Here is a 26,763-nt window from a genome sequence, read left to right on the forward strand (position 1 = left end):
TAAACCCAGCGCAGTCGCTAAATGGGCATCCCTGAATATGCGTACTGCTGTGCCGCTGCGTGCTAGCGGGTATTGTGACAAGAAAATGGGTTCAAATCATCAAACATGCACAAAATTAGTCATCAGGCATAAAAAAAGGCACATCTAATGATGCGCCCTGACCTAACTTTGACTAGCGTTGCCCTAAATATCGGACGATAAATCAGTTCACAGCTTCTTTCAGCGCTTTACCAGCACGGAAACCTGGTACTTTGGCAGCAGCGATGGTGATTTCTTTGCCTGTCTGTGGGTTACGGCCGGTACGGGCAGCACGTTCACGAACAGCAAAAGTTCCAAAGCCAACCAGTGCCACGTCTTCCCCAGATTGCAGAGATTCAGTAACAGAAGCAATCACAGCGTCTAATGCACGTCCAGCCGCGGCTTTAGAAATATCAGCACCTGCGGCAATTTTGTCTATCAGTTGAGATTTATTCACTCTTCTCTTCCTCTCTTTATAATTTATATCGCACCAGATATCCTTCAAAGTGCGACCGCGCAGCAGTTATATCAGGCCTGTCATGCCCTTACAACACTCGTTGTTAAAGACATGCATCCCCAGCGATCTAAAGTAGCGATACAAAAAAAAGCTGGCAAGTGACAATTCACCCGCCAGCTCTGATTTTATTGACCGAATATGCGTCAGGTCACTATTTTGCAGTTACAACCTGCATTCCGTAGGGTTCGTTCTGCAATGCAAGAGCCAAAACTTCCTCGATGCGCTTCACCGGATGGATATCCAGGTCGGCGATAACATTGTCAGGAATCTCTTCCAGATCACGTTTATTTTCATCCGGAATCAGAACAGTTTTGATACCACCACGGTGTGCAGCCAGTAGTTTTTCTTTCAAACCACCGATTGGTAACACCTGACCACGTAACGTGATTTCACCGGTCATCGCGACATCTGCACGAACAGGGTTACCTGTCAGGCAAGAGACCAACGCGGTACACATCGCAATACCCGCACTTGGGCCGTCTTTCGGTGTTGCACCTTCTGGTACGTGAACGTGGATGTCACGTTTTTCGTAGAAATCAGCATTAATGCCCAATTTCTCGGCACGCGCGCGCACCACAGTCAACGCGGCCTGGATAGACTCCTGCATAACCTCACCCAAAGAGCCGGTGTAAGTCAGCTTGCCTTTGCCCGGCACACAAGCGGTTTCGATGGTCAGTAAATCACCACCTACTTCAGTCCACGCAAGGCCTGTGACTTGCCCTACACGGTTTTCGCTGTCTGCACGGCCATAATCAAAGCGCTGCACACCAAGGAAATCTTTCAGGTTATCGCCGTCGATTTCGATATGTTTCAGCGTTTTGTCCAACAGCAGTTGTTTAACCGCTTTACGGCACAGTTTGGAGATTTCACGTTCCAGGCTACGGACACCCGCTTCACGAGTGTAGTAACGAATGATGCCAGTAATAGCACTATCGTGAACCGTGATTTCGCCTTTCTTCAATGCGTTACGTTCAATTTGCTTCGTCAGCAGGTGCTGTTTAGCAATGTTCAGCTTTTCGTCTTCGGTGTAACCGGACAGACGAATCACTTCCATACGATCCAACAGCGGAGCTGGAATGTTCATGGAGTTAGACGTTGCGACGAACATGACGTCGCTCAGATCGTAATCCACTTCCAGATAGTGGTCGTTGAACGCCACGTTCTGTTCTGGATCAAGCACTTCCAGAAGGGCTGATGCCGGATCGCCACGCATGTCTGAGGACATTTTATCGATTTCATCCAACAGGAATAATGGGTTTTTAACGCCCACTTTCGCCATCTTCTGAATCAATTTTCCCGGCATGGAACCGATATAAGTACGACGGTGACCACGAATTTCCGCTTCGTCACGCACCCCGCCCAGCGCCATACGCACGTATTTACGCCCTGTCGCTTTAGCGATGGACTGACCCAGTGAGGTTTTACCTACACCTGGAGGCCCAACCAGGCACAGAATTGGCCCTTTGAGCTTGTTGACGCGGCTCTGGACTGCGAGATATTCCAGGATACGATCTTTCACGCGCTCAAGGCCGTAATGATCGGTATCGAGGACTTCCTGCGCCTGACGCAGATCTTTTTTCACTTTGCTGCGCGCATTCCACGGCACCTGCACCATCCAATCGATGTAACCACGAACCACGGTTGCTTCCGCAGACATTGGAGACATCATTTTCAGTTTTTGCAGTTCCGCTTCGGTTTTTTCACGCGCTTCTTTCGGCATTTTAGCCGCGTCGATTTTGCGTTTTAGCGCTTCGTTTTCGTCTGGAGCATCGTCCATTTCGCCGAGTTCTTTCTGAATCGCTTTCATTTGCTCATTCAGATAGTACTCACGCTGGCTTTTTTCCATCTGCTTTTTGACGCGGTTGCGAATACGTTTCTCAACCTGCAACAGATCGATTTCTGACTCCATCATTGCCATCAGATATTCAAGACGTTCGTTAATATCGGACATCTCGAGAACGGACTGTTTGTCAGTCAGTTTCAATGGCATATGTGCAGCGATGGTGTCTGCCAGACGAGCAGGATCGTCAATGCTGTTCAGCGATGTCAGCACTTCTGGCGGGATTTTTTTGTTCAGTTTGATATAGCCTTCAAACTGATTAATCGCGGTGCGCACCAGCACTTCCTGTTCGCGCTCTTCGATAGCTGGCGAATTCAGGTACTCAGCCTGAGCTGAGAAATGGTCACCGTTGTCAGAAAGCGTGGTAATACGCGCACGCTGTAACCCTTCAACCAGCACTTTAACGGTGCCGTCTGGCAGTTTCAGCATTTGCAGGATGGATGCGACGGTACCCACTGAGAACAGGTCATTTACACCTGGCTCATCTGTCGAGGCTTCTTTCTGCGCCACCAGCATGATTTTTTTATCATGATCCATGGCCGCTTCCAGGCAACGAATGGATTTTTCTCGCCCGACAAACAGTGGAATTACCATGTGCGGATAAACCACCACATCGCGCAACGGCAATACGGGGATTTCAATGCGTTCAGAACGCTCAGGATTCATAGAGCTCTCTCTTAGTTAAGGTCCGCCTGGTGATGGGGGATGCTCTCTGCTTAATACCTCACGGGTATCTGGCATCACCAACAAGTAAGTCAGTATATGGGGATGTTTCCAGTGCATTCAATGCCAGGAATGAAGGAAAAGCAAAAGGGGGATATAAATCCCCCTTTTTATACTAACTGACTGGTTATTTTGGCGAATTATTCACCGGATGCTTGTTGTGCTTCCGGTTTACCATAAATTAATAATGGCTTGCTTTGACCGTCGATAACGGATTCGTCAATCACCACTTTCTCGACATCTTCCATTGATGGAAGGTCGTACATGGTGTCCAGCAGAGCGCCTTCAACGATGGAACGCAGACCACGAGCGCCGGTTTTGCGTGCCATTGCTTTCTTAGCAATAGCATCCAGTGCTTCGTCGCGGAATTCCAGATCCACGCCTTCCAGATTGAACAACGCCTGATATTGCTTGGTCAGGGCGTTTTTCGGCTCTTTCAGGATTTGAATCAGCGCTTCTTCACTCAGTTCAGTCAACGTAGCAACGACTGGCAGACGACCGATGAACTCAGGGATCAGACCAAATTTGATCAAATCTTCTGGCTCAACCTGGCCTAATAACTGCCCTTCGGTGGCTTTCTGAGATTTGCCTTTTACTGTCGCACCAAAGCCGATACCCGAACCGGTTTCAACTCGGTTTGCGATAACTTTATCGAGGCCTGCAAATGCGCCGCCACAGATAAACAGAATCTTAGAGGTATCAACCTGCAAAAACTCTTGCTGTGGATGCTTACGACCACCCTGAGGTGGAACCGCTGCAACAGTACCTTCGATAAGTTTCAGCAACGCCTGCTGCACACCTTCACCAGACACATCACGGGTGATGGACGGGTTATCAGATTTGCGGGAGATTTTGTCGATCTCATCGATGTACACGATACCGCGCTGTGCTTTCTGCACATCGTAATCACATTTTTGCAGCAGTTTCTGGATGATGTTTTCTACGTCTTCACCCACGTAACCCGCTTCGGTTAACGTTGTTGCATCTGCCATGGTGAAAGGAACATCCAGCAAACGTGCCAGGGTTTCAGCCAGCAGTGTTTTACCGCTACCCGTCGGCCCGATGAGCAGAATGTTACTTTTGCCCAGTTCGATTCCGTTGCTGCTGTCGCCGTTACGCAGGCGTTTGTAATGGTTGTAAACCGCAACCGCCAGGACTTTTTTAGCCTGTTCCTGACCGATGACGTAATCATCGAGATGGTGACGGATTTCATGCGGAGTCGGCAGCGCGCTACGTTCGCGATGCGGCGCGACTTCTTTGATCTCTTCGCGAATAATGTCGTTACATAAATCGACACACTCATCGCAGATATACACTGACGGCCCGGCAATCAGTTTACGCACTTCATGCTGGCTTTTGCCGCAAAAAGAGCAGTACAGTAATTTGCCTGAACCGTCTTTGCGCTTATCTGTCATCGGTAAAACCTCTTTTCTGTTTCTTTGCACCGTACAAGTCCGGCACAAGTGCCATTCTACGGCGCAGCCAATCGTAAGCGCGCCAGGAGCCGCTACTTCAACTATAGTATACGGCTCACTGTTTTCGGGCGTTAGCTACGGTGAGTCAGGATTGAGTCAACTAATCCGTACTCTACCGCCTCGCTTGCAGCGAGGAAACGGTCACGCTCGGTGTCTCTTTCGATTTCTTCCAGAGACTTACCAGTATGTTGCGCCATGAGTTCGTTCATACGAGCTTTCACTTTCAGAATTTCGCGCGCATGGATTTCGATATCCGTTGCTTGTCCCTGATAGCCACCCAGCGGCTGGTGAATCATCACGCGTGAGTTCGGCAAACAGAAACGCTTACCTTTAGCCCCAGCGGTCAGCAGGAAAGCGCCCATAGAACAGGCTTGTCCCATACAGATAGTGCTGACATCTGGTTTAATAAATTGCATCGTATCGTAGATAGACATACCGGCAGTAATCACGCCGCCTGGTGAGTTGATGTAGAGATAGATGTCTTTTTCTGGGTTTTCTGCTTCCAGAAACAGCATCTGCGCCACAATCAGGTTAGCCATATGGTCTTCGACCTGGCCTGTCATAAAGATGACACGTTCCTTGAGCAGACGGGAATAGATATCGTATGAACGCTCGCCACGCGATGTCTGTTCAACAACCATCGGCACCAGGGCCATATGGGGTGCAAATTGATCTCTTTCGCCACTGTATGACATTTCCGTCTCCTGGAATAATTAAGCCTTCGATACCTGATGCACTGATTCTACTTGAGACGCAAAAAGAAGACTACGCTCCTTGCTCGCCTCGCAACCTTAATTGGACGGATTATCAGTCAGGGATCCTAATTTTTAGCCATACCCGTATTTATGGGGATGAGCTTACCCTGTTTCAAGCATAACAACCTTTTCTTGTTACGCTAACCCTGAAACTGCGTTTTATTGATGGGTTTTCAGGGAGTCACTGATAAAAAAAGCCCGCCACCTGTGGGTGACGGGCTTGATGCAGCAATATTTTGGCGATGATGCCAAAAATTATGCTTACGCTTGTTGGTTCATCAGTTCGCTAAAGGTAGTGGCTTTTTCAGACACTTTCGCTTTAGACAGTACTGCTTCAACAGCTTGTTCTTCCAGAGCAACATTACGCATGTTGTCCATCAGTTCTTTGTTTTTGCCGTAGAACTCAACAACTTCAGTCGGATCTTCGTAGGCAGAAGCCATTTCTTCGATCAGACCTTTAACGCGTTCTTCGTCAGCTTTCAGCTCGTGGGTACGAATCACTTCACCCAACAGCAGGCCAACAACAACACGACGCTTAGCTTGTTCTTCGAACAACTCACGTGGCAGTTCCAACGCTTGTTTCTCGTTGCCACCGAAACGCTGCGCAGCCTGGCGACGCAGAACGTCGATTTCGCCGTCGATCAGTGCAGCTGGTACGTCGATGTTGTTCGCATTAACCAGACCGTCGATGGCTTGAGACTTGATGCGGTTACGCACTGCGCCTTTCAGCTCACGATCCATGTTTTTACGCACTTCGGTACGCAGGCCTGCAACGGAACCATCAGCAACGCCGAAACGTTTGATGAATTCTTCAGTAAATTCTGGCAGTTCGCGCTCTTCAACTTTCTTCAGAACGATGTCGAACTTAGCCGCTTTACCTTTCAGGTTTTCAGCGTGGTAATCTTCTGGGAAGGTCACTTCGATAGTGAATTCTTCGCCAGCTTTATGACCAACCAGACCTTCTTCGAAGCCTGGGATCATACGACCCTGGCCCATTGCCAGCACGAAGTCAGACGCTTTGCCGCCTTCGAATACTTCGCCGTCTACAGAACCAGTGAAGTCGATGGTTACGCGGTCTTCTGCAGTTGCAGCAGCGTCTGAATCTTTCCAGGTCGCCTGTTGCTTACGCAGGGTGTCCAGCATTGCGTCAACGTCTTCGTCAGTCACTTCAACAACCGGTTTTTCTACTTCGATTGCTTCCAGACCTTGCAGCTCAACTTCTGGGTACACTTCAAACTCAACCGCATAGGTGAAGTCTTCGCCCAGTTTGTATTCGCCTGGAACGTAGTTCGGTGCGCCAGCTGGATTGATTTTTTCCTTGATGATCGCGTCAACGAAGTTACGGCTCATCAGTTCGCCCAACACGTCCTGGCGAACAGAAGCGCCATAGCGTTGTGCGATAACAGTCATCGGCACTTTTCCTTTACGGAAACCGTCGATACGGGCTTTCTTTGCCACGTTGACCAGCTCGCTTTTTACAGCGGTTTCGATGCTGTCTGCAGCGATAGTAATCGTGAGACGGCGGCCAAGGCCCTGAGTGGTTTCAACTGAAACTTGCATCTTGTTACCTCAAAAAATCACAGTGCTCGGTCAACTCTGGAAGCGCTGATTTGTGCTCCACAGAACCGGGATGCCTTCTGAATCAGAATCACATTCCCTGTCGTCAGAATCGTCCCGAAGACATTCCGAAAAATAAGACGCAGCATTATAGCGGCATCACCAAGGTGAGTCGAGAACGGCAACACAGTGTTGCTGCGGACCTTTTCACAGTTCTTTTGGATTTATTGTCCAAACCCTGGAACAACAAGGGCGATTTAAGACAAAACAAAACGGCCCGCAGGCCGTTTCGTAAAACACGATTCATATACCGCAACATAAAGGAAAAGTTCCCTAAGTTGCAAGCCTGAAGGTTAACTTCAGGCGATTGATCCTGCTCCACGGCAAGGTGGAGAGGCTAAAACAGTATCGTGCAAACCTTCCCATTCTTTAATTGTGTAGGTGTGCAGAGCTAAAGCATGAACGGTGGTAGAGAGTTCAGCACTTAATGTTCCGTAAATCATTCGATGGCGATTTAAGAAACGCTCGCCCGCGAAACGGTCACTGACCAAAACCACTTTGAAATGGCTCTCTGAACCCGCCGGGACATTGTGACGATAGCTTTCATCCGCGACTTCCAGAAACACGGGTTCAAACGCTGCCCTTAATTTTGATTCTATTTGCTCGCGCATCATCATGAACTTTCTCCTCAACTGCGTAGAGATGCCACTCATCCCTTTAAATGTTAGCCGCTTTTAGCCGTTTTAATAACGGAATTTCAACAATTATTTAGCTTTCGTCCGATTTCCTTCCCCAAGCCCCTGTAGCTTAATGTGATTACGGCACTAATCATGGGTAAAATGGTCAGATAGCTTTGCAACCGCTCAGAAAAAGCGCAACGCGATGAAATTACGTGCGTTAACTGCTTCCACTGGGCACATGCAGTGTTATGATGGCGTGATTTTTTATCTGCCTGCCCCTTGAGTACATTGAGATAGCGAACATGTTAAAAAAATTATTATTCCCGTTGGTTGCCATTTTTATGCTGGCCAGCTGTGCAACACCTCCAACCACAATTGATGTTTCACCAACTATCAGCCTGCCACAGCAAGATCCAAGCCTGATGGGCGTAACTGTGAGCATCAACGGTGCGGATCAACGCAAAGACCAGGCTCTGGCAAAAGTCACTCGTGATAACCAATTGGTTACACTGACCCCATCTCGTGATCTGCGTTTCCTGCTGCAAGAAGTTCTGGAAAAACAGATGACTGCCCGTGGTTACATGATTGGGCCTAATAGCCCGGTAGACTTACAAATCATCGTAAACCAGCTGTATGCAGACGTTTCTCAGGGCAGCGTGCGATACAACATCGCCACTAAAGCCGATATCGTGATTATTGCGACGGCCAAAAATGGCACAAAGATGACCAAAAACTACCGTTCTAACTACAACGTAGAAGGTGCGTTCCAGGCCACCAACAAGAATATCGCCAATGCAGTAAACTCTGTATTGACTGATACTATTGCTGATATGGCCCAGGACACCAGCGTTCATGATTTTATTAAGCAGAACGCTCGTTAATTAATACCTCACCAGCCCGCATCATGCGGGCTGGTTTTAGAGCAAAGTATGCCCAACCATTATCTTCGTCTTTTTCAGCAGCCAAAATCAGCCATCCTTTTGATTTTAGGCTTTGCTTCTGGCCTCCCTCTCGCCCTCACATCCGGCACACTTCAGGCATGGATGACGGTTGAGAATATCGATCTTAAAACCATTGGTTTCTTCTCGCTCGTTGGGCAAGCCTATGTGTTTAAGTTCCTGTGGTCGCCAGTGATGGACAGGTATACGCCACCGTTGCTGGGCCGGCGTCGTGGTTGGCTGCTTATTACGCAGGTTCTGCTTCTTATTGCGATTGCCGGAATGGGGTTCCTGGAACCCGGTTCGCAGTTGCGTTGGATGGCGGCGCTGGCGGTGATTATTGCTTTCTGCTCTGCCTCGCAAGATATCGTTTTCGATGCCTGGAAAACGGATGTTCTCCCAGCCGAAGAGCGTGGCACGGGGGCAGCCATCAGCGTGTTGGGTTATCGTCTGGCGATGCTGGTCTCAGGCGGTTTAGCACTTTGGCTTGCGGACAGATACCTTGGCTGGCAAGGCATGTACTGGCTGATGGCGGCACTGATGCTGCCTTGTATTATCGCCACTTTACTCGCCCCGGAACCCACAGACGCGATCCCCGTTCCCCGAAGTCTGGAACAAGCGGTGGTCGCCCCGTTGCGTGATTTCTTTGGCCGCAACAATGCATGGCTGATTCTGCTGCTGATTGTGATGTATAAGCTTGGCGATGCGTTCGCCATGAGTTTAACGACGACATTCCTGATTCGCGGTGTGGGTTTTGACGCCGGTGAAGTCGGTATGGTGAATAAAACGCTGGGTCTGATTGCCACCATTATTGGTGCCCTCTATGGCGGTATTTTAATGCAGCGCCTTTCGCTGTTTCGCGCATTACTGATATTTGGCATTTTGCAGGGGGTATCCAATGCCGGTTACTGGATCCTCTCGATTACCGATAAGCATATGATTAGCATGGCAACAGCGGTTTTCTTTGAGAATCTTTGTGGCGGTATGGGCACGGCAGCCTTTGTCGCACTACTGATGACGCTGTGTAATAAATCGTTTTCTGCGACTCAATTTGCATTGCTTTCTGCCCTGTCAGCGGTAGGGCGTGTTTATGTGGGGCCGATAGCCGGTTGGTTTGTCGAAGCCCAGGGTTGGCCGACGTTTTACTTATTCTCAGTTGTGGCTGCCGTTCCGGGGATCTTGTTATTACTGGTGTGCAAAACGACGCTGGAATACACCCAGAATAACGATAGCTTCATACCGCGGAGCGAGTTTTCGTCAGCCTATCGCATCGCTCTTCGTGCCTTAATGCTGGGTTGTGCGCTTTTGGCCGTCTGGCTTGTGGTGCTGATTACCAATTCGACGGGTCTGACAAACTGGGCGTTTAACATTCAGTTCCTGGAATGGGGAGCGTTGCTTGCTATCGGCGGCATCGTGTTTGGCGGGGTGCTGGATTATCTGGCATTACGTAAAACAGCTTTAATGTAAACGCTCTGATTTATTCCAGAAATAATAAGTTGCGCAGCGTGACTATATTGATTAATTAATAAACACCCTTCTCCAGGCTGAATTATTTATCGAAAGCAAGACTCTTTTTTAGATTATTAGCAGGGAAATTATTTTCACCCTGCATTTAACCGATTCAGCTTTTGCCTAAATTATTTTGTAGATCATTTCGTTTATCAATTGATGCTAATTTGTTAAAATTATGTTTATTAAAATGATTGGTTATACCAATTAACCTGTACTATTTACGACAAGGCAGGTTTTCGTTATAACCCAGACAGCATGCGGGCTATCTCGATATTTTACAGTTTGTTGCATTCTATGTGACATTGTCGGCAGAACCTGGTAACACCACACTGACACCATGCCATTCATGTTTACAGTAATGTAACCTTCCCGTAAAATGCCTTCACACTTTAAACGACAATAGAGCTCCCTGGAATTGAGGTCGTTAAATGAGACTCAGGAAATACAATAAAAGTTTGGGATGGTTGTCATTAATTGCAGGCACACTTTTACTCAGTGGCTGTGATTCTGCGCTGCTAGATCCCAAAGGACAAATCGGACTGGAACAACGTTCTCTGATACTGACAGCAATCGGGCTGATGTTGATAGTCGTTATCCCCGCTATCGCAATGGCGATCGGTTTTGCCTGGAAGTATCGTGCTTCAAACACAAACGCCAAATACAGCCCCAACTGGTCGCACTCGAACAAAGTTGAAGCTGTGGTTTGGACGATTCCTATCCTTATCGTTATCTTCCTCGCGGTACTAACCTGGAAAACCACTCACGCATTAGAGCCAAGCAAACCGCTGGTTCACGATGCGAAACCGGTGACCATCGAAGTTATCGCTATGGACTGGAAATGGTTCTTCATCTACCCGGAGCAAGGTATTGCTACGGTGAATGAAATTGCCTTCCCAGCCAACACGCCGGTGGAATTCAAAATCACCTCTAACTCGGTGATGAACTCCTTCTTTATTCCACGACTGGGTAGCCAGATCTACGCAATGGCAGGTATGCAGACCAAATTGCACCTGATTGCAGATGAAGCAGGCACCTACGACGGTATTTCGTCTAACTACAGCGGTAAAGGTTTCTCCGGTATGAAGTTCAAGGCTATCGCCACGCCGGATATGGACACCTTTAACCAATGGGTCGCTAAAGCGAAACAATCTCCGGAAGTCATGAATGACATGGCAACTTACGAGAAGCTTGCAGCACCAAGCGAATACAACAAAGTCGAATACTTCTCCGCTGTTAAACCTGATTTGTTTAAAGACGTGATTAACAAATTCATGGAGCACGGGAAGAGCATGGACATGACCCAACCTGAAGGCGAGCACGCAGCGCACGAAGGAATGGAAGGCATGGACATGAGTAACGCCCAAACCTCTCACTAAAGGGGCCGAGGAATAATACGATGTTCGGAAAACTTACACTGGATGCAGTCCCATTCCATGAACCCATTGTCATGGTTACGGTGGCCGCGATTATCGTCGGAGGACTGGCGCTAGTTGCAGCTATCACTTACTTCGGTAAGTGGGAATATTTATGGAAAGAGTGGTTCACCTCGGTTGACCACAAACGCCTCGGCATAATGTACGTGATTGTTGCGATAATCATGCTGCTGCGTGGCTTTGCCGACGCCATTATGATGCGTAGCCAGCAAGTTCTGGCTTCCGCTGGAGAAGCAGGCTTCTTGCCACCTCATCACTACGACCAGATCTTTACCGCCCACGGCGTAATCATGATCTTCTTCGTGGCGATGCCATTTGTTATCGGCCTGATGAACGTTGTCGTGCCGTTGCAGATTGGTGCGCGTGACGTTGCCTTCCCATTCCTGAACAACCTGAGCTTCTGGTTCACTGTTGTCGGTGTGGTGCTGGTTAACCTGTCCCTTGGGGTGGGTGAATTCGCGCAGACCGGTTGGGTGGCATATCCGCCGCTATCGGGCATAGAGTACAGTCCGGGGGTCGGCGTCGACTACTGGATATGGGCTCTGCAGCTCTCGGGTATCGGTACGACATTAACAGGTATTAACTTCTTCGTTACTATCCTGAATATGCGTACACCTGGCATGACGATGTTCAAAATGCCAGTATTTACCTGGGCTTCGTTGTGTACCAACGTACTGATTATCGCGGCATTCCCTATCTTTACCGTGACCGTCGCATTGTTAACCCTTGACCGCTACCTTGGCACCCATTTCTTTACCAATGATATGGGTGGCAACATGATGATGTATATCAACCTCATCTGGGCATGGGGCCATCCAGAAGTTTACATTCTGGTGCTGCCGGTGTTTGGTGTGTTCTCAGAAGTGGTTGCGACATTCTCGAAAAAACGTCTGTTCGGTTACACCTCACTGGTGTGGGCGACCATCGCGATTACCGTACTGTCGTTCATCGTTTGGCTGCACCACTTCTTCACCATGGGCAGCGGCGCGAACGTCAACGCCTTCTTTGGTATTGCCACCATGATTATCGCCATCCCGACAGGGGTGAAGATCTTCAACTGGCTGTTCACCATGTACCAGGGCCGTATCGTATTCAACTCCGCGATGCTTTGGACCATTGGCTTCGTCGTCACCTTCTCTATCGGTGGCATGACCGGTGTTCTGTTAGCGGTTCCGGGTGCTGACTTCGTACTGCACAACAGTCTGTTCCTGATTGCTCACTTCCATAACGTTATTATCGGTGGTGTGGTATTCGGTTGCTTCGCAGGTCTGACTTACTGGTGGCCAAAAGCATTCGGCTTCACGCTGAACGAAACCTGGGGCAAACGCGCCTTCTGGTTCTGGATTATCGGCTTCTTCGTGGCGTTTATGCCGCTGTACGTGCTGGGCTTCATGGGTATGACCCGTCGTCTGAGCCAGCAAATCGATCCACAGTTCCACACTCTGCTGGTTATCGCAGCTTGTGGCGCAGGCTTGATTGCACTGGGTATCCTGTCGCAGCTGATTCAGTTCTACGTTTCTATTCGTGACCGCGAGCAGAACCGCGATCTGACTGGTGACCCATGGGGTGGCCGTACGCTGGAGTGGGCAACATCCTCCCCTCCTCCGTTCTACAACTTTGCTCACTTGCCACACGTTCATGAGCGTGATGCATTCTGGGAAATGAAAGAGAAAGGTGAAGCGTACAAACAGCCAACGCATTATGAAGAGATTCATATGCCACGTAACAGCGCTGCGGGCATCATCATTGCCGCATTCGCTACCGTGTTTGGTTTCGCGATGATCTGGCACATCTGGTGGCTGGCGATTGTTGGCTTTGCCGGCATCATCATCACCTGGATTGCAAAAAGCTTCGACGAAGATGTGGATTACTACGTTCCGGTTGCGGAAGTCGAAAAACTGGAAAACCAGCATTTCGATGAAATTACCAAAGCAGGGCTGAAAAATGTCAACTGAAACTCTCACTCACGCTAACGCCCACGCCGCGGAGCATGGGCATCACGATGCAGGAACCAATAAAGTCTTTGGTTTCTGGATCTACCTGATGAGCGACTGCATTCTGTTCTGTTGCTTGTTTGCTACCTATGCCGTTCTGGTGAACGGCACTGCCGGCGGCCCGGCAGGGAAAGACATTTTCGAACTGCCGTTTGTGCTGGTCGAAACTGCCCTGCTGTTGTTCAGCTCCATCACCTATGGCATGGCGATCATCGCCATGAACAAAGGCAACAAAAGCCAGGTTATCTCCTGGCTGGCGCTGACCTTCCTGTTTGGTGCGGGCTTCGTCGGGATGGAAATCTATGAATTCCATCATCTGATTGTTGAAGGTTATGGCCCGGATCGTAGCGGCTTCCTGTCAGGCTTCTTTGCTCTGGTCGGTACGCACGGTCTGCACGTAACTTCTGGTCTGGTCTGGATGGCGCTGATGATGTTCCATGTTTACCGTCGCGGCTTGACCAGCGCTAACCGTACTCGCCTGATGTGCCTGAGCTTGTTCTGGCACTTCCTGGACGTTGTATGGATCTGTGTATTCTCTGTTGTTTACCTGATGGGGGCGATGTAATGAGTCATTCAACTGAACACGCAGGCGCCCACCACGGTAGCGTTAAAACGTATATGACCGGTTTTATCCTGTCGATTATCCTGACGGCAATCCCGTTCTGGATGGTGATGACAGGTACTGCCTCCCACGCCATGATTCTCGGCGTGGTACTGGTCAGTGCCGTGGTACAGATTCTGGTTCACCTGGTGTGCTTCCTGCACATGAACACCTCTTCTGAGGAACGTTGGAACCTGGTAGCCTTTGTCTTTACCGCGCTGATAATTGCCATTCTGGTGGTCGGCTCTATCTGGATTATGTGGAACCTCAACCAGAACATGATGGTTCACTAAGAGCGGCGTGTATGATTAAGCAATACCTGCAAGTAACGAAACCAGGAATTATTTTCGGCAATTTAATTTCTGTCATTGGGGGATTTTTACTGGCCTCAAAGGGCAGCATTGATTATTCCCTGTTCGTCTCCACCCTCGTGGGGGTGTCGTTGGTCGTGGCGTCGGGTTGTGTCTACAACAACTTCATTGACCGCGACATCGACCGCAAGATGGAGCGAACCAAGAACAGGGTTCTGGTCAAGGGCCTGATTGCGCCGAAAACCTCGCTGGTATACGCCACCTTGTTGGGTATTGCTGGCTTCATGCTGCTGTGGTTTGGTGCTAATCCGCTCGCCATGTGGTTAGGCGTGATGGGCTTTGTGGTTTATGTCGGCGTTTATAGCCTGTACATGAAACGCAAATCTGTCTACGGCACCCTGATTGGCAGCCTTTCGGGCGCAGCACCACCAGTGATTGGTTACTGTGCTGTGACCGGCGAGTTTGATACCGGTGCTTTGATCCTGCTGGCTATCTTTAGCCTGTGGCAGATGCCGCACTCCTATGCGATTGCCATCTTCCGCTTTAAAGATTACCAGGCAGCGAACATCCCGGTACTGCCCGTAGTGAAAGGCATTTCGGTCGCGAAGAACCACATCACGCTGTATATCATTGCGTTTGCTGTCGCAACGCTGATGCTGTCTCTTGGCGGTTACGCTGGATATAAATATCTGGTGGTGGCTGCTGCGGTAAGCGTCTGGTGGTTGGGCATGGCATTACGGGGATATAAAGTGGAAGACGACAAAGTCTGGGCGCGCAAATTGTTCGTCTTTTCTATTGTCGCGATCACGTCCCTCAGCGTGATGATGTCGGTCGATTTCATGGTGCCAGATTCACATAATCTGCTGACTTACGTCTGGTAAGTCGTGAACCTCTTGAAAGGGCACTTCGGTGCCCTTTTTTATTAGTTTCATCAATCATTCCCTCATGTAATATCTTTTCAATAACTAGACATTTACCCTCCCCTGCCCACGCACTACACTAAGACCGGCTTTTTATCTGAGGTGGTAATGAACGATTACAAAATGACGCCCGTCGAATTACGTGCGACGTGGGGTTTAGGCTCGGTATTTTCACTGCGCATGCTCGGCATGTTTATGGTACTGCCGGTTCTTACCACTTACGGCATGGCGTTGCAGGGCGCGAGCGAAGCGCTGATTGGCCTCGCCATCGGAATTTATGGCCTGGCACAGGCTATCTTCCAGATCCCCTTTGGCCTGCTTTCCGACCGCATCGGCCGCAAACCGCTTATTGTGGGTGGCTTACTGATCTTTGTCCTCGGCAGCGTGATTGCGGCACTTTCCACGTCGATTTGGGGCGTGATTCTTGGCCGTGCATTACAAGGTTCCGGTGCGATTGCCGCCGCCGTAATGGCGCTGCTTTCTGATTTAACGCGCGAGCAAAATCGTACCAAAGCCATGGCATTTATCGGCGTCAGCTTTGGTGTCACCTTTGCCATCGCCATGGTGCTTGGCCCAATCATTACGCACAGTCTGGGGTTAAATGCGCTGTTCTGGATGATTGCGATTCTGGCAAGCTGCGGCATTTTGATCACCCTGTTGGTGGTTCCGAATACCAAAAGCCATGTGTTAAACCGCGAGTCCGGCATGGTGAAAGGCTGCTTTAGCAAAGTGCTGGCAGAACCTAAATTACTGAAGCTGAACTTCGGCATTATGTGCCTGCACATCATGCTGATGTCGACATTTGTTGCCCTCCCAGGTCAGCTTGAGCAAGCCGGTTTTCCGGCTTCGGAGCACTGGAAAGTTTATCTTTGTACCATGCTCATTTCGTTCGTCTCCGTGGTGCCATTTATCATTTATGCCGAAGTAAAACGCCGCATGAAACGCGTATTTGTGGGCTGCGTTGCGCTACTGCTGATTGCTGAAATTGTGCTGTGGGGTTCCGGTCCGCACTTCTGGGAACTGGTGTTAGGTGTGCAGTTGTTCTTTCTTGCCTTTAATCTGATGGAGGCCATTTTACCCTCGCTTATCAGCAAAGAATCACCTGCGGGTTACAAAGGTACGGCGATGGGAATTTACTCCACCAGCCAGTTTTTAGGTGTGGCGATCGGCGGTTCATTCGGTGGGTGGATTGATGGATTATTTGATTCGCAAACCGTGTTCCTGGCCGGTGCGTTGTTGGCGATGGTGTGGTTACTGGTGAGCAGCACCATGACCGAACCACCTTACGTGGCAAGTCTACGGATTGAATTACCTGAAGATGTGGCCGACGACGAAACACTGAAGCAGCGTCTACTGACTCAGGCTGGCGTGAGTGAAGTGAATATTATTACTCAGGAACGCAGCGCTTACGTGAAGATAGACAGCAAGCTGACGAACAGGTTTGAGATTGAACAGTTGGTGAAACAACCCTCACCCTAGCCCTCTCCCTGAGGGAGAGGGAACTACAATCTTTCCCCCTCTCCTAGGGGAGAGGGTCGGGGTCGGGGTGAGGGCGTAACAGAATCAGTCGCGGAAGTTTTTAAACTGGAACGGTTGTCCCAAATCCCCACCACGAACCAACGCCATTGCGGCCTGTAAATCGTCACGGGATTTACCGGTTACGCGCAGTTCTTCGCCCTGAATCTGCACCTGAACTTTGGTTTTGCTGTCTTTAATCAGCTTCACAATTTTCTTGGCGATAGTCGATTCAATGCCCTGCTTGAGCTTAGCTTCAACGCTCCAGGTTTTACCGCTGTGCACAAACTCTTCTGGCACATCAATTGAAGCCCCTTCGATACCACGCTTAAGCAGCTTGGCACGAAGAATATCCAACAGTTGGTTGACCTGGAAATCAGACTCGCTGGCCACTTTAATGGACTGATTTTTCTCATTCAGTTCAAATGTCGCCGGCACATTACGGAAGTCAAAACGAGTTGCAACCTCACGTTCCGCGTTTTCAATCGCGTTACGCACTTCCTGGATATCAATTTCAGACACGATGTCAAAAGATGGCATGCTTTCTTCTCCCTCTCTTTTTGTTGCGTTGCATAATACCTGCTGGGCCGAGCAAAACAACCCGTTAAAGCAGGAGAGAGCCCTGTATAATATAGTTTAAGCAAAAACATCTGCGGCTTTGTGCAGATGGGGAGGCAAAATGAAAATCACCGTGCTAGGTTGCGGTGCGCTCGGTCAACTTTGGCTGGCATCGCTTTATAAGCAAGGACATGAAGTTCAAGGATGGTTGCGAGTCCCGCAGCCCTTTTGTCATGTCAACGTGGTCGAAATCGACGGTAGCGTGTTCAATCAAACGCTCACCGCCAACGATCCTGACTTTCTCGCCAGCAGCGATTTATTACTGGTGACATTAAAAGCCTGGCAGGTTTCCGGCTCAGTGAAAGCGCTGGCCACCAAACTTCCGTCCCATTGCCCTATTCTGCTACTGCATAATGGTATGGGAACCATTGAAGAGTTGCAGTCGTTGCGCCAGCCACTTTTAACCGGCGTCACAACCCACGCGGCGCGTCGCGATGGCAATATTATTATTCACGTCGCCAATGGTACTACGCACATTGGCCCTGGTAATGCCGCGGGCAGCGATTTTAGCTATCTCGCCGATATTTTGCATCGCACGCTGCCGGATATGGCCTGGCACAACAACATCCTTGCGGCGAGCTGGAAGAAACTCGCGGTGAATTGTGTGATTAACCCCCTCACCGCGCTCTACAATTGCCCGAATGGTGAATTGCGCCATCATCAGGATGAAGTGAGCGATATCTGCAACGAAGTCGCCATAGTGATGGAGCGCGAAGGGCATCACACCTCTGCCGAAGCGCTGCTTTTTTATGTTGGCGAAGTGATCGAAAGCACTGGCGAGAACATCTCGTCGATGCTGCAAGACGTGCGGGTTCAACGCCACACTGAGATTGATTACATTACCGGTTATTTACTGCAACGCGCGCGCGTTCATGGCCTTTGCGTGCCGGTGAACAACCGCTTGTATGATCTGATAAAGCGTAAGGAGAATGAGTATGAGCGCTCGAGCACTGGTTTGCCTGGCTCCTGGAACTGAAGAAACAGAAGCGGTTACTACCATTGATCTTTTGGTGCGAGGCGGAATTAGCGTCACGACTGCGAGCGTTGCCAGTGACGGTAATCTGACCATTACCTGCTCGCGTGGGGTAAAACTGCTGGCGGATGCGCCGCTGGTTGAAGTGGCTGACGGTGAGTTCGATATCATCGTGCTTCCCGGCGGTTTAAAAGGAGCGGAATGTTTCCGCGATAGCCCGCTACTGGTTGAAACCGTACGCCAGTTTCACTTATCAGGACGCATTGTCGCCGCCATTTGTGCCGTAGCCGGAACGGTATTAGTTCCGCATGAGCTGTTCCCGGTCGCAAACATGACCGGATTTCCTGGCTTGAAAGAGACAATCCCAGAAGCGCAATGGCAAGATAAACGCATTGTCTGGGATCCACGCGTCAACCTGCTGACCAGCCAGGGGCCAGGCACGGCAATAGATTTTGCACTGAAGATTATCGATTTACTGGTAAGCCGTGAAAAAGCCCATGAGGTTTCACAACAACTGGTGATGGCGGCGGGAATTTACAGCTATCGGGATTACTAAAACCGCCCTCTCCCAGGCGGGAGAGGAAGCGGGTTTTCTCCTTCACCCTCAGGGAGAAGGTTGGGATGAGGGTGTTACGCGCGATAAACCTTCACGTTCTCAAAGCCTTGCTCTCGCAGATACAGCGCCTGCAAACGGCTCATCACACCTCGATCGCACCACAGCAAATAGGTTTTGCTCTGGTCCAAATCGCCAAATTTGGTGCTCAACTTATAGAACGGCAGTGAAGCCACTTCTACACCTTCTGGCTTGAATGGCTTCTCGTCTTGTTCATCGATAGAACGAATATCCAGCAGCACATCATTTGGGCCAAATGCGTCAACGGTTTCAACTTCCGTCACCACTTCTTTGGTCTGGTTGGCGATTTCGCGGATGTCGATGTTGGTCGCTTCTTCAATCACGCGATCCAAAATAGAGAAGTCAAAATTGGCTTCTTCCGCTTCAATCTTCGCCTTCACCGCTTTCACTGTTGGGCTTTTAGAGATAACGCCGCAGTATTCCGGCATGGTACGCGCAAAATCAGCAGTACCAATTTCACGCGCCAGATCGATGATGTGCTCTTTATCGTGAGAGATCAGCGGACGCAGAATCAGCGTATCGGAAACGTTGTCGATTAAACGCAGGTTAGTCAGCGTCTGACTCGAAACCTGGCCCAGCGCTTCACCCGTCACCAGCGCCTGCACGCCGTAGCGTTCAGCAACACGGGAAGCGGCACGCACGAACATACGCTTCAGCACCACGCCCATCTGGCCGTCTTCCACTTTCTCGAGGATTTCACCCACAACCGGTTCGAAGTTAATCGCCACGAAACGCACACGGTGGGAGCTACCAAAGCGGTTCCACAGATAATGCGCAACTTGTTTAACGCCGATTTCGTGCGCAGCACCGCCGAGGTTAAAGAAGCAATAATGCACACGACAGCCACGACGCATGAGCATATAGCTGGAAACGCCGGAGTCAAAACCACCAGAAATCAGCGACAGCACATCTTCTTGCGTGCCAATCGGGAAGCCACCAATACCTTCGTAGCGACCTTTAACCAACAGCAGGCGATCGTTTTCGATTTCCAGATTAACCGTGACATCTGGTTTAGTCAGTTTTACGCGAGCTGATTCAATATGTTGATTCAGGCCGCCACCAACATAACGTTCAACTTCGATAGAGCTGAACTCATGCTTACCACGACGTTTCACACGCACGCAGAAGGTTTTGCCTTCGAGTTGCTCGCGATAAAGTTCCAGCGCCTGTTCGAAGATATTGTGCAAATCTGTAAACGGCACATCTTCCACTTCCAGAATATGGTGAATACCTGGAATACGGGTCAGCGCTTCACGAATAGCGATACGCTGGTTTTCATCTTTGGCGCGAACTTCGATGTTGTCCCAGTGGCGGAGAACCGCCAAACCTTCTTCATCGTAGTGTTTTAAAACGTTACGAATGTTCCCGGTGAGCATCTTAATAAAGCGTATGCGCACAGATTGACTCTTGATTGTGATTTCCGGGAACAATTTAATGATAAACTTCATGGCGCTCATGATTTGTTGGTGAGCCATACATAATGAAATATGCGGGCTGAAGGACTTAAAGAATTGCAGCGGCGAGTGTGCCGTTACATCCGAGGCGCAAAAGTATATCACTAACAGTCAGCCATAGCGTTACACAAATGACTCCGCTACCATGGCAGAGTCGCAAAAATTATTAGAGTCAGACATTCACTATGCCGAAAAAAACCGAAGTCACGGCCAGCTTTGAAACTGCACTTGTGGAGCTTGAGCAGATAGTTACTCGTCTTGAGAGCGGCGATTTAGCACTCGAAGAGGCGTTAAATGAATTTGAACGTGGTGTGCAACTTGCGCGTCAGGGTCAGGTGAAACTGCAACAAGCGGAACAACGCGTGCAAATCCTGCTAAACGATAGCGAAGACGCCCCACTCAAGCCCTTTACCGCGGAAAACGAGTAAATGGATTTTAACCATCAGTTGCAGGCCCAAGCCCAGCGGGCCAACGATGCGCTGCTGCGTTTTTTAGCGCCGCTGCCGTTTCAGAACACTCCTCTGGTTGAGGCAATGCACTATGGCGCACTATTTGGCGGCAAGAGACTTCGCCCTTTCCTGGTCTACGCGACCGGGGAAATGTTCGGCATAGCGCAAGAAACCCTGGATGCTCCAGCTGCGGCAATTGAGTGTATCCACGCTTATTCATTGATCCATGACGATTTACCGGCCATGGATGACGACGATTTACGTCGCGGACAACCGACTTGCCACATCAAATTCGGTGAAGCGAGCGCCATTTTAGCTGGTGACGCCCTACAAACGCTGGCGTTTTCTATACTCAGTGATGCCCCAATGCCTGGTGTGGCGATTGCGGACAGACTCGCGATGGTGAAAGAATTGGCAACGGCCAGTGGCGTTGCCGGAATGTGCGGTGGCCAGGCGTTGGATTTGGAAGCCGAAGGCAAGCATGTCGATCTGCAAAGCCTTGAGCGTATTCATCGTCATAAAACAGGTGCGTTAATTCGTGCTGCTGTTCGTATGGGCGCATTGAGCGCAGGTGATGCAGGCCGTAACGCCCTGCCATTGCTTGATCATTATGCTGAAAGTATCGGCCTGGCATTCCAGGTACAGGACGACATTCTCGATGTCATCGGTGATACCGCAACACTGGGTAAACGCCAGGGAGCCGATCAGCAACTCGGTAAAAGTACCTACCCTGCACTGCTTGGGCTGGAAAATGCCAAAACCAAAGCATGGGATCTCTATCAGGAATCTCTCCGGGCGCTGGAAGGACTTGCTCGCCAGTCGTTAGACACTACCGCACTGGAAGCGTTAGCGAGCTATATAATCCAACGTGATAAATAATGATTAACTTACCCTTTGGCATTCAGGCAGAGGCTTGAAGGATGAAGGGTAAACACCACGATGAGTTTCTAATGAGTTTTGATATTGCCAAATACCCGACCCTCGCACTGGTGGAATCTGCTCCAGAGTTACGCCTGTTGCCAAAAGAGAGCTTACCGAAACTGTGTGACGAGCTGCGCCGTTACCTGCTCGATAGCGTAAGCCGTTCCAGCGGGCACTTTGCCTCTGGTCTTGGCACGGTGGAAATGACCGTAGCGCTTCACTATGTGTATAACACTCCGTTCGACCAGTTAATCTGGGATGTCGGTCATCAGGCTTATCCGCATAAAATCATTACTGGCCGTCGTGACAAAATTGGCACTATCCGCCAGAAAGGCGGGTTGCATCCCTTCCCATGGCGCGCTGAGAGCGAATATGACGTGTTGAGCGTGGGCCACTCTTCCACCTCAATCAGCGCGGGTATTGGTATCGCGGTTGCTGCTGGAAAAGAAGGGAAAAACCGTCGCACCGTTTGTGTGATTGGTGATGGCGCAATCACCGCAGGGATGGCGTTTGAAGCAATGAACCATGCCGGTGATATTCGCCCCAATATGCTGGTGATTCTCAACGACAACGAAATGTCGATTTCCGAGAACGTCGGCGCGCTAAACAACCATCTCGCCCAGCTGCTTTCCGGCAAACTTTACTCTTCGTTGCGCGAAGGCGGGAAGAAAGTCTTCTCCGGTGTGCCGCCGATTAAAGAACTGTTGAAACGCACTGAAGAACACCTGAAAGGCATGGTGGTGCCGGGTACGTTGTTTGAAGAGCTGGGCTTTAACTACATTGGCCCGGTTGATGGCCATGATGTTATTGGCCTGGTGAATACGCTCAAAAATATGCGTGACCTGAATGGCCCGCAATTCCTGCACATCATGACCAAGAAAGGTCGTGGTTATGCACCTGCGGAAAAAGATCCGATCAGCTTCCATGCAGTGCCAAAATTTGATCCGCAAAGTGGCACGCTGCCAAAAGCTGCCGGTGGCCTGCCAAGCTATTCGAAAATCTTCGGCAACTGGTTATGTGAAACCGCAGCAAAAGACGACAAGCTGATGGCGGTGACGCCTGCAATGCGCGAAGGCTCGGGCATGGTGGAGTTTTCACGCCAGTATCCGTCACAATATTTTGATGTCGCGATTGCAGAACAGCACGCCGTGACTTTTGCGGCAGGTCTTGCGATTGGCGGTTACAAACCGGTTGTCGCGATTTACTCGACCTTCCTGCAACGTGCTTATGATCAGGTGATTCATGATGTAGCTATCCAGAAGTTGCCGGTGTTATTCGCCATTGACCGGGCAGGGATAGTCGGTGCTGACGGGCAAACCCACCAGGGCGCATTCGACATCTCCTTCCTGCGCTGCATTCCAGAAATGGTCATCATGACGCCAAGCGATGAGAACGAATGTCGCCAGATGCTGCACACGGGTTATCACTATAACGAAGGCCCATGTGCCGTGCGTTACCCGCGCGGTAATGGCACCGGCGCTGAGTTGCAACCGCTGGAATCACTGCCGATCGGCAAAGGGTTGAAAAAACGCGAAGGTGAAAAAATCGCCCTGCTGAACTTCGGCACTTTGCTGCCCGAAGCCGAAGCCGTTGCACAATCGCTCAATGCAACGCTAGTCGATATGCGTTTTGTGAAGCCGCTTGATGAAGCGCTGATTCTTGAGCTGGCAGCCAGCCACGAATCACTGGTCACCATCGAAGAAAATGCCGTCATCGGTGGCGCGGGTAGCGGTGTCAATGAAGTGTTGATGGCGAACCGTAAAATGGTTCCCGTGCTGAATATCGGTTTACCTGATTTCTTTATCCCGCAAGGTACACAGGATGAGGCCCGCGCGGCTATCGGCCTTAATGCTGAAGGTATGGAATCAAGGATCCGCGCCTGGCTTAAATAATCCCCTCCTCCACTCCTGCTATGCTTAAAGTATCCTGCATAACTGGAGTGGAACCATGCAATACAACACGTTAGGAAAAACTGACCTCAAGGTTTCCCGCCTTTGCCTGGGTTGTATGACCTATGGTGAGCCAGACCGTGGCAATCACGCCTGGACGCTTCCCGAGGAAAGTAGCCGCCTCATCATCAAACACGCCATTGATAACGGCATTAATTTCTTTGATACCGCCAATAGCTATTCCGACGGTAGCAGCGAAGAGATTGTCGGGCGTGCCCTGAAAGATTTCATGCGCCGTGAAGATGCCGTGCTCGCCACCAAAGTCTACTTTCAGGTCGGCGATTTAGCCGAAGGCCTGTCACGAGCGCAGATTTTACGTTCGATAGATGACAGCCTGCAGCGTCTGGGAACTGATTACGTCGATCTGTTGCAAATCCACCGCTGGGATTACAACACGCCAATTGAAGAGACTCTCGAGGCGCTCAATGATGTGGTGAAAGCGGGTAAAGCACGGTATATCGGTGCTTCATCGATGCACAGTTCACAGCTGGCTCAGGCGCTGGCTTTGCAGGATCAACATGGCTGGGCGCGTTTTGTCACCATGCAGGATCACTACAATCTGATCTATCGTGAAGAAGAACTCGATATGCTGCCGCTGTGCTACGAACAAGGGATTGCGGTGATCCCGTGGAGCCCATTGGCCCGAGGCAAACTGACTCGCCCGTGGGGTGATACCACCGCACGCTCAGTCTCGGATGAAGTCGGTAAAAATCTGTACGATAGAAGCCAGGATAACGATGCGTTGATTGCAGAACGACTGGCGAATGTTGCGGCAGATAAAGGCGTTACGCGTGCGCAAGTGGCGCTGGCATGGTTACTCAGTAAGCCGGGTATTGCCGCGCCAATTATTGGCGTTTCTCGCGAACATCAACTGGATGATTTATTGGCAGCCGTGGATTTAACGCTGAAACCTGAAGAGATTGTCGAGCTGGAAGCGGTTTATCAGCCGCATGAAAAAGTCGGGTTTAAATAGTCTAAATGGGCGGGTAAGTGAGAACTACCCGCCCATTTCACATCAAAACAATCCAATCGGCCAGTGGTGGCCTATCAGATAAATAACCCCCGCGGAAATAACCCCCGCGACGATATCATCCACCATGATCCCCATACCGCCGTGAATGTTGCGGTCAAACCAGCGGATTGGCCACGGCTTCCATATATCGAAGATACGGAAAATCACAAAGCCTGCTGCAACCCAGCGCCAGTCATTGATGGGCAGCGCCATCAGGGTTATCCACATGCCGATAAACTCATCCCACACAATACTGCCGTGGTCATGAACGCCCATATCGCGCGCGGTCTGGTGGCAGAGGTAAACCCCGATACAAATGCCGAGCATAATCACCATGGAGTAGAGTTGCCACGGCAGCAGGGTCATCAAATACCAGAATGGGATCGCAGCGAGCGACCCGGCAGTGCCCGGCATAATCGGGCTTAACCCGCTACCAAAACCGGTTGCGAGCAAATGCCACGGATTGCTGAGCTTTAGACGGCTTTTAGCCACATCTTTAGTGCGAGGCAAAGTGGTCGTATCCTTTTAAATCCAGTGTTACCGGTTTGCCATCTTGCAAGAACTGTAGCCCTTCAGACGCAGGTCCTACCTGGCCGATACAGGTAAACGGAACGCCCAGATTGCCGATAGCCACGTCCAGCGCACCACGGTTAATTTCTGGCACGGTAAAGCACAATTCATAATCTTCGCCACCAGAAAGCGCCCATTGCAGAGCAAGCTCGGCACTGACATTCGCTTTCATGGCGTCAGAATATGGCAGTGCATCAAGATCCACGCGCGCGCCACATTCACTCGCTTTAAGGATATGACCCAAATCAGAAATTAGCCCGTCAGAAAGATCGATTGCACTACTCGCCAGATCGCGCAGCGCCTGGCCATGCAAAATCCGAGCGGTTGGGCGCAAATGGCGTTGCTTAAGATAGTCCGCTTGCACGGGATCTTTGACGGTTAAACGGTCTTGTAAGAGTGCCAAACCCGCGGCGCTATCGCCAGGCGTACCCGTGACGTAAATCCAGTCACCAATACGTGCACCACTGCGTTTAAGCGCGCGACCAACCGGCACCAGGCCATGAATGCCAAGCGTCATGGAAAGTGGCCCACGCGTAGTGTCGCCGCCAATCAGCTGCATATCATAATAGTCGAGTTGTTCAAACAGGCTATCGCTGAAGGCAGCAAGCCAGCTTTCATCGACTTCAGGAAGGGTAATAGCCAGCGTCAGCCAGGCCGGGTCTGCGCCCATCGCGGCCAAATCGCTTAAATTCACCGCCAGAGCTTTGTAGCCCAAATCGCGAGGGTTAATATCCGGCAGAAAGTGGATGCCCGAAACCAGTGTATCGGTGCTTATCGCAAGAGTTTGCTTCTCGGCGACCGTCAGCAATGCACAATCATCGCCAATTCCGGTTTCCACATCGCGGCGGGAACTGCTTACGCGATCAAAATAACGGGCAATTAAGGAAAACTCACCGCATGCCATGCGTTATGCCTCGGGGTTTAAAAAAGAAAGGCCGGGATTAACCGGCCAAGAGATTACTTTTTGCGGGGACGAATTTGCGGAGCAGCTTTATCAAGTACACCATTCACGAACTTGTGACTGTCTTCGGCACCGAAGGTTTTCGCAAGATCGATGGCTTCGTTAATGGCCACTTTGTATGGCACGTCATCACGTTTAGACAGTTCAAACAGTGCGATACGCAGAACCGCTTTTTCTACCTGCCCCAACTCTTCGAGTTGGCGAGACAGGTAAGGCTTCATCAGCCCATCCAGATACGCGCTGTTAGTAGCCACCCCGACCAACAGTTCGCGGAAGTAGTTAACGTCAACGTCTTTGACGTCCTGTTCCGCCAGGAACTGGTATTCGACATCAGCGATGTCATTTCGAGATAACTGCCAGGAGTAAAGCGCCTGAACGGCACACTCACGGGCACGGCGACGAGCAGCAGGTTTCACAGATTTCCCCTTACAAA

The 26,763-nt window shown here is 50.3% G+C and carries 25 protein-coding genes; 14 read left to right on the forward strand and 11 right to left on the reverse strand.

What is annotated here, in order from left to right:
• Positions 1–202: 202 nt before the first annotated feature.
• The 6 genes from hupB to bolA all read right to left on the reverse strand — a co-directional run bounded on the left by hupB (position 203) and on the right by bolA (position 7,562).
• Positions 203–475 carry a nucleoid-associated protein HU-beta gene (gene hupB, locus OH773_RS16855; RefSeq protein ID WP_034457998.1) on the reverse strand — a complete coding sequence of 91 codons (273 nt, stop codon included), beginning with the start codon at positions 473–475 and terminating at the stop codon, positions 203–205.
• A gap of 211 nt (positions 476–686) precedes the next feature.
• On the reverse strand, positions 687–3,041 hold the full coding sequence (gene lon / locus OH773_RS16860; RefSeq protein WP_270140232.1) for an endopeptidase La: 2,355 nt from the start codon (positions 3,039–3,041) through the stop codon (positions 687–689).
• A gap of 197 nt (positions 3,042–3,238) precedes the next feature.
• On the reverse strand, positions 3,239–4,513 hold the full coding sequence (gene clpX / locus OH773_RS16865) for an ATP-dependent protease ATP-binding subunit ClpX (protein WP_270140234.1): 1,275 nt from the start codon (positions 4,511–4,513) through the stop codon (positions 3,239–3,241).
• Between the two features lie 131 nt (positions 4,514–4,644).
• Positions 4,645–5,268, reverse strand: a complete 624-nt coding sequence (gene clpP, locus OH773_RS16870; RefSeq protein ID WP_034457992.1) for an ATP-dependent Clp endopeptidase proteolytic subunit ClpP — start codon at positions 5,266–5,268, stop codon at positions 4,645–4,647.
• Between the two features lie 321 nt (positions 5,269–5,589).
• Entirely contained in the window at positions 5,590–6,888 is a 1,299-nt protein-coding gene (gene tig / locus OH773_RS16875; RefSeq protein ID WP_270140237.1) for a trigger factor, read from the reverse strand.
• Between the two features lie 356 nt (positions 6,889–7,244).
• Positions 7,245–7,562: a transcriptional regulator BolA gene (gene bolA / locus OH773_RS16880; RefSeq protein WP_270140239.1), complete on the reverse strand. Its 318-nt coding sequence runs from the start codon at positions 7,560–7,562 to the stop codon at positions 7,245–7,247.
• Positions 7,563–7,867: 305 nt separating this feature from the next.
• Between bolA and OH773_RS16885 the strand changes: the two genes are divergently transcribed.
• From OH773_RS16885 to OH773_RS16920, 8 genes are all read left to right on the forward strand, one after another.
• Positions 7,868–8,446 carry a lipoprotein gene (locus tag OH773_RS16885; protein ID WP_183271327.1) on the forward strand — a complete coding sequence of 193 codons (579 nt, stop codon included), beginning with the start codon at positions 7,868–7,870 and terminating at the stop codon, positions 8,444–8,446.
• 48 nt (positions 8,447–8,494) lie between these two features.
• On the forward strand, positions 8,495–9,970 hold the full coding sequence (ampG, locus tag OH773_RS16890; protein ID WP_270140242.1) for a muropeptide MFS transporter AmpG: 1,476 nt from the start codon (positions 8,495–8,497) through the stop codon (positions 9,968–9,970).
• Between the two features lie 473 nt (positions 9,971–10,443).
• The gene (gene cyoA / locus OH773_RS16895; RefSeq protein ID WP_270140246.1) at positions 10,444–11,391 is read left to right on the forward strand and encodes a cytochrome o ubiquinol oxidase subunit II; all 948 of its coding nucleotides are present in this window, start codon (positions 10,444–10,446) and stop codon (positions 11,389–11,391) included.
• Positions 11,392–11,411: 20 nt separating this feature from the next.
• A complete protein-coding gene (gene cyoB / locus OH773_RS16900; RefSeq protein WP_270140248.1) occupies positions 11,412–13,403 on the forward strand; it encodes a cytochrome o ubiquinol oxidase subunit I in 1,992 nt (663 codons plus the stop codon).
• Positions 13,393–14,007: a cytochrome o ubiquinol oxidase subunit III gene (locus OH773_RS16905; protein ID WP_183271331.1), complete on the forward strand. Its 615-nt coding sequence runs from the start codon at positions 13,393–13,395 to the stop codon at positions 14,005–14,007. The genes cyoB and OH773_RS16905 overlap by 11 nt, the downstream gene beginning before the upstream one ends.
• The gene (locus tag OH773_RS16910; RefSeq protein ID WP_183271332.1) at positions 14,007–14,336 is read left to right on the forward strand and encodes a cytochrome o ubiquinol oxidase subunit IV; all 330 of its coding nucleotides are present in this window, start codon (positions 14,007–14,009) and stop codon (positions 14,334–14,336) included. The genes OH773_RS16905 and OH773_RS16910 overlap by 1 nt, the downstream gene beginning before the upstream one ends.
• A gap of 11 nt (positions 14,337–14,347) precedes the next feature.
• Positions 14,348–15,235, forward strand: coding sequence for a heme o synthase (cyoE, locus tag OH773_RS16915; protein WP_270140250.1), 888 nt, complete (start codon positions 14,348–14,350; stop codon positions 15,233–15,235).
• A gap of 147 nt (positions 15,236–15,382) precedes the next feature.
• Positions 15,383–16,753, forward strand: a complete 1,371-nt coding sequence (locus OH773_RS16920) for an MFS transporter (protein WP_270140253.1) — start codon at positions 15,383–15,385, stop codon at positions 16,751–16,753.
• Between the two features lie 84 nt (positions 16,754–16,837).
• Here the strand turns inward: OH773_RS16920 and OH773_RS16925 are convergent, their stop codons facing one another.
• Complete coding sequence (locus tag OH773_RS16925) at positions 16,838–17,329, reverse strand: YajQ family cyclic di-GMP-binding protein (RefSeq protein ID WP_064516617.1); 492 nt, start codon at positions 17,327–17,329, stop codon at positions 16,838–16,840.
• A 139-nt stretch (positions 17,330–17,468) separates the two neighbouring features.
• Here OH773_RS16925 and panE point away from each other — a divergent pair, with 139 nt between their 5' ends.
• On the forward strand, positions 17,469–18,383 hold the full coding sequence (panE, locus tag OH773_RS16930) for a 2-dehydropantoate 2-reductase (RefSeq protein WP_270140259.1): 915 nt from the start codon (positions 17,469–17,471) through the stop codon (positions 18,381–18,383).
• On the forward strand, positions 18,343–18,936 hold the full coding sequence (yajL, locus tag OH773_RS16935; protein ID WP_270140261.1) for a protein deglycase YajL: 594 nt from the start codon (positions 18,343–18,345) through the stop codon (positions 18,934–18,936). Before panE ends, yajL begins: the two co-directional genes overlap by 41 nt.
• 74 nt (positions 18,937–19,010) lie before the next feature.
• Here yajL and thiI read toward each other — a convergent pair whose 3' ends face one another.
• Positions 19,011–20,462 (reverse strand): tRNA uracil 4-sulfurtransferase ThiI, encoded by a 1,452-nt coding sequence (gene thiI / locus OH773_RS16940; RefSeq protein ID WP_183271337.1) that lies wholly within the window; start codon positions 20,460–20,462, stop codon positions 19,011–19,013.
• A 191-nt stretch (positions 20,463–20,653) separates the two neighbouring features.
• Here thiI and xseB point away from each other — a divergent pair, with 191 nt between their 5' ends.
• The 4 genes from xseB to OH773_RS16960 all read left to right on the forward strand — a co-directional run bounded on the left by xseB (position 20,654) and on the right by OH773_RS16960 (position 24,760).
• Positions 20,654–20,896, forward strand: a complete 243-nt coding sequence (gene xseB / locus OH773_RS16945) for an exodeoxyribonuclease VII small subunit (protein WP_270140264.1) — start codon at positions 20,654–20,656, stop codon at positions 20,894–20,896.
• Positions 20,897–21,796 carry a (2E,6E)-farnesyl diphosphate synthase gene (gene ispA / locus OH773_RS16950; RefSeq protein ID WP_270140266.1) on the forward strand — a complete coding sequence of 300 codons (900 nt, stop codon included), beginning with the start codon at positions 20,897–20,899 and terminating at the stop codon, positions 21,794–21,796.
• A gap of 71 nt (positions 21,797–21,867) precedes the next feature.
• The gene (dxs, locus tag OH773_RS16955; protein WP_270140269.1) at positions 21,868–23,730 is read left to right on the forward strand and encodes a 1-deoxy-D-xylulose-5-phosphate synthase; all 1,863 of its coding nucleotides are present in this window, start codon (positions 21,868–21,870) and stop codon (positions 23,728–23,730) included.
• A 55-nt stretch (positions 23,731–23,785) separates the two neighbouring features.
• Complete coding sequence (locus tag OH773_RS16960) at positions 23,786–24,760, forward strand: aldo/keto reductase (RefSeq protein WP_270140271.1); 975 nt, start codon at positions 23,786–23,788, stop codon at positions 24,758–24,760.
• A 42-nt stretch (positions 24,761–24,802) separates the two neighbouring features.
• Here OH773_RS16960 and pgpA read toward each other — a convergent pair whose 3' ends face one another.
• From pgpA to nusB, 3 genes are read right to left on the reverse strand one after another with little or no spacing between them, the layout of a single operon-like run.
• A complete protein-coding gene (gene pgpA / locus OH773_RS16965) occupies positions 24,803–25,309 on the reverse strand; it encodes a phosphatidylglycerophosphatase A (protein WP_183271342.1) in 507 nt (168 codons plus the stop codon).
• Positions 25,296–26,273: a thiamine-phosphate kinase gene (gene thiL, locus OH773_RS16970; RefSeq protein ID WP_270140274.1), complete on the reverse strand. Its 978-nt coding sequence runs from the start codon at positions 26,271–26,273 to the stop codon at positions 25,296–25,298. Before thiL ends, pgpA begins: the two co-directional genes overlap by 14 nt.
• 53 nt (positions 26,274–26,326) lie before the next feature.
• Positions 26,327–26,746, reverse strand: coding sequence for a transcription antitermination factor NusB (gene nusB, locus OH773_RS16975; RefSeq protein WP_139878831.1), 420 nt, complete (start codon positions 26,744–26,746; stop codon positions 26,327–26,329).
• Positions 26,747–26,763: the final 17 nt, after the last annotated feature.

Source organism: Buttiauxella sp. WJP83 (genome assembly GCF_027594725.1).
Classification (GTDB): Bacteria; Pseudomonadota; Gammaproteobacteria; order Enterobacterales; family Enterobacteriaceae; genus Buttiauxella; species Buttiauxella selenatireducens.

Excerpts from the sequence above, each read along its gene's own strand:
- dxs (WP_270140269.1), top strand. The coding sequence starts at position 21,868 with ATGAGTTTTGATATTGCCAAATACCCGACCCTCGCACTGGTGGAATCT.
- panE (WP_270140259.1), top strand. The coding sequence starts at position 17,469 with ATGAAAATCACCGTGCTAGGTTGCGGTGCGCTCGGTCAACTTTGGCTG.
- ampG (WP_270140242.1), top strand. The coding sequence starts at position 8,495 with ATGCCCAACCATTATCTTCGTCTTTTTCAGCAGCCAAAATCAGCCATC.
- OH773_RS16905 (WP_183271331.1), top strand. The coding sequence starts at position 13,393 with ATGTCAACTGAAACTCTCACTCACGCTAACGCCCACGCCGCGGAGCAT.
- OH773_RS16885 (WP_183271327.1), top strand. The coding sequence starts at position 7,868 with ATGTTAAAAAAATTATTATTCCCGTTGGTTGCCATTTTTATGCTGGCC.
- thiL (WP_270140274.1), bottom strand. The coding sequence starts at position 26,273 with ATGGCATGCGGTGAGTTTTCCTTAATTGCCCGTTATTTTGATCGCGTA.
- bolA (WP_270140239.1), bottom strand. The coding sequence starts at position 7,562 with ATGATGATGCGCGAGCAAATAGAATCAAAATTAAGGGCAGCGTTTGAA.
- ispA (WP_270140266.1), top strand. The coding sequence starts at position 20,897 with ATGGATTTTAACCATCAGTTGCAGGCCCAAGCCCAGCGGGCCAACGAT.
- cyoA (WP_270140246.1), top strand. The coding sequence starts at position 10,444 with ATGAGACTCAGGAAATACAATAAAAGTTTGGGATGGTTGTCATTAATT.
- tig (WP_270140237.1), bottom strand. The coding sequence starts at position 6,888 with ATGCAAGTTTCAGTTGAAACCACTCAGGGCCTTGGCCGCCGTCTCACG.
- OH773_RS16925 (WP_064516617.1), bottom strand. The coding sequence starts at position 17,329 with ATGCCATCTTTTGACATCGTGTCTGAAATTGATATCCAGGAAGTGCGT.
- thiI (WP_183271337.1), bottom strand. The coding sequence starts at position 20,462 with ATGAAGTTTATCATTAAATTGTTCCCGGAAATCACAATCAAGAGTCAA.
- OH773_RS16920 (WP_270140253.1), top strand. The coding sequence starts at position 15,383 with ATGAACGATTACAAAATGACGCCCGTCGAATTACGTGCGACGTGGGGT.
- yajL (WP_270140261.1), top strand. The coding sequence starts at position 18,343 with ATGAGCGCTCGAGCACTGGTTTGCCTGGCTCCTGGAACTGAAGAAACA.
- OH773_RS16910 (WP_183271332.1), top strand. The coding sequence starts at position 14,007 with ATGAGTCATTCAACTGAACACGCAGGCGCCCACCACGGTAGCGTTAAA.
- OH773_RS16960 (WP_270140271.1), top strand. The coding sequence starts at position 23,786 with ATGCAATACAACACGTTAGGAAAAACTGACCTCAAGGTTTCCCGCCTT.
- cyoB (WP_270140248.1), top strand. The coding sequence starts at position 11,412 with ATGTTCGGAAAACTTACACTGGATGCAGTCCCATTCCATGAACCCATT.
- clpX (WP_270140234.1), bottom strand. The coding sequence starts at position 4,513 with ATGACAGATAAGCGCAAAGACGGTTCAGGCAAATTACTGTACTGCTCT.
- lon (WP_270140232.1), bottom strand. The coding sequence starts at position 3,041 with ATGAATCCTGAGCGTTCTGAACGCATTGAAATCCCCGTATTGCCGTTG.
- xseB (WP_270140264.1), top strand. The coding sequence starts at position 20,654 with ATGCCGAAAAAAACCGAAGTCACGGCCAGCTTTGAAACTGCACTTGTG.
- clpP (WP_034457992.1), bottom strand. The coding sequence starts at position 5,268 with ATGTCATACAGTGGCGAAAGAGATCAATTTGCACCCCATATGGCCCTG.
- cyoE (WP_270140250.1), top strand. The coding sequence starts at position 14,348 with ATGATTAAGCAATACCTGCAAGTAACGAAACCAGGAATTATTTTCGGC.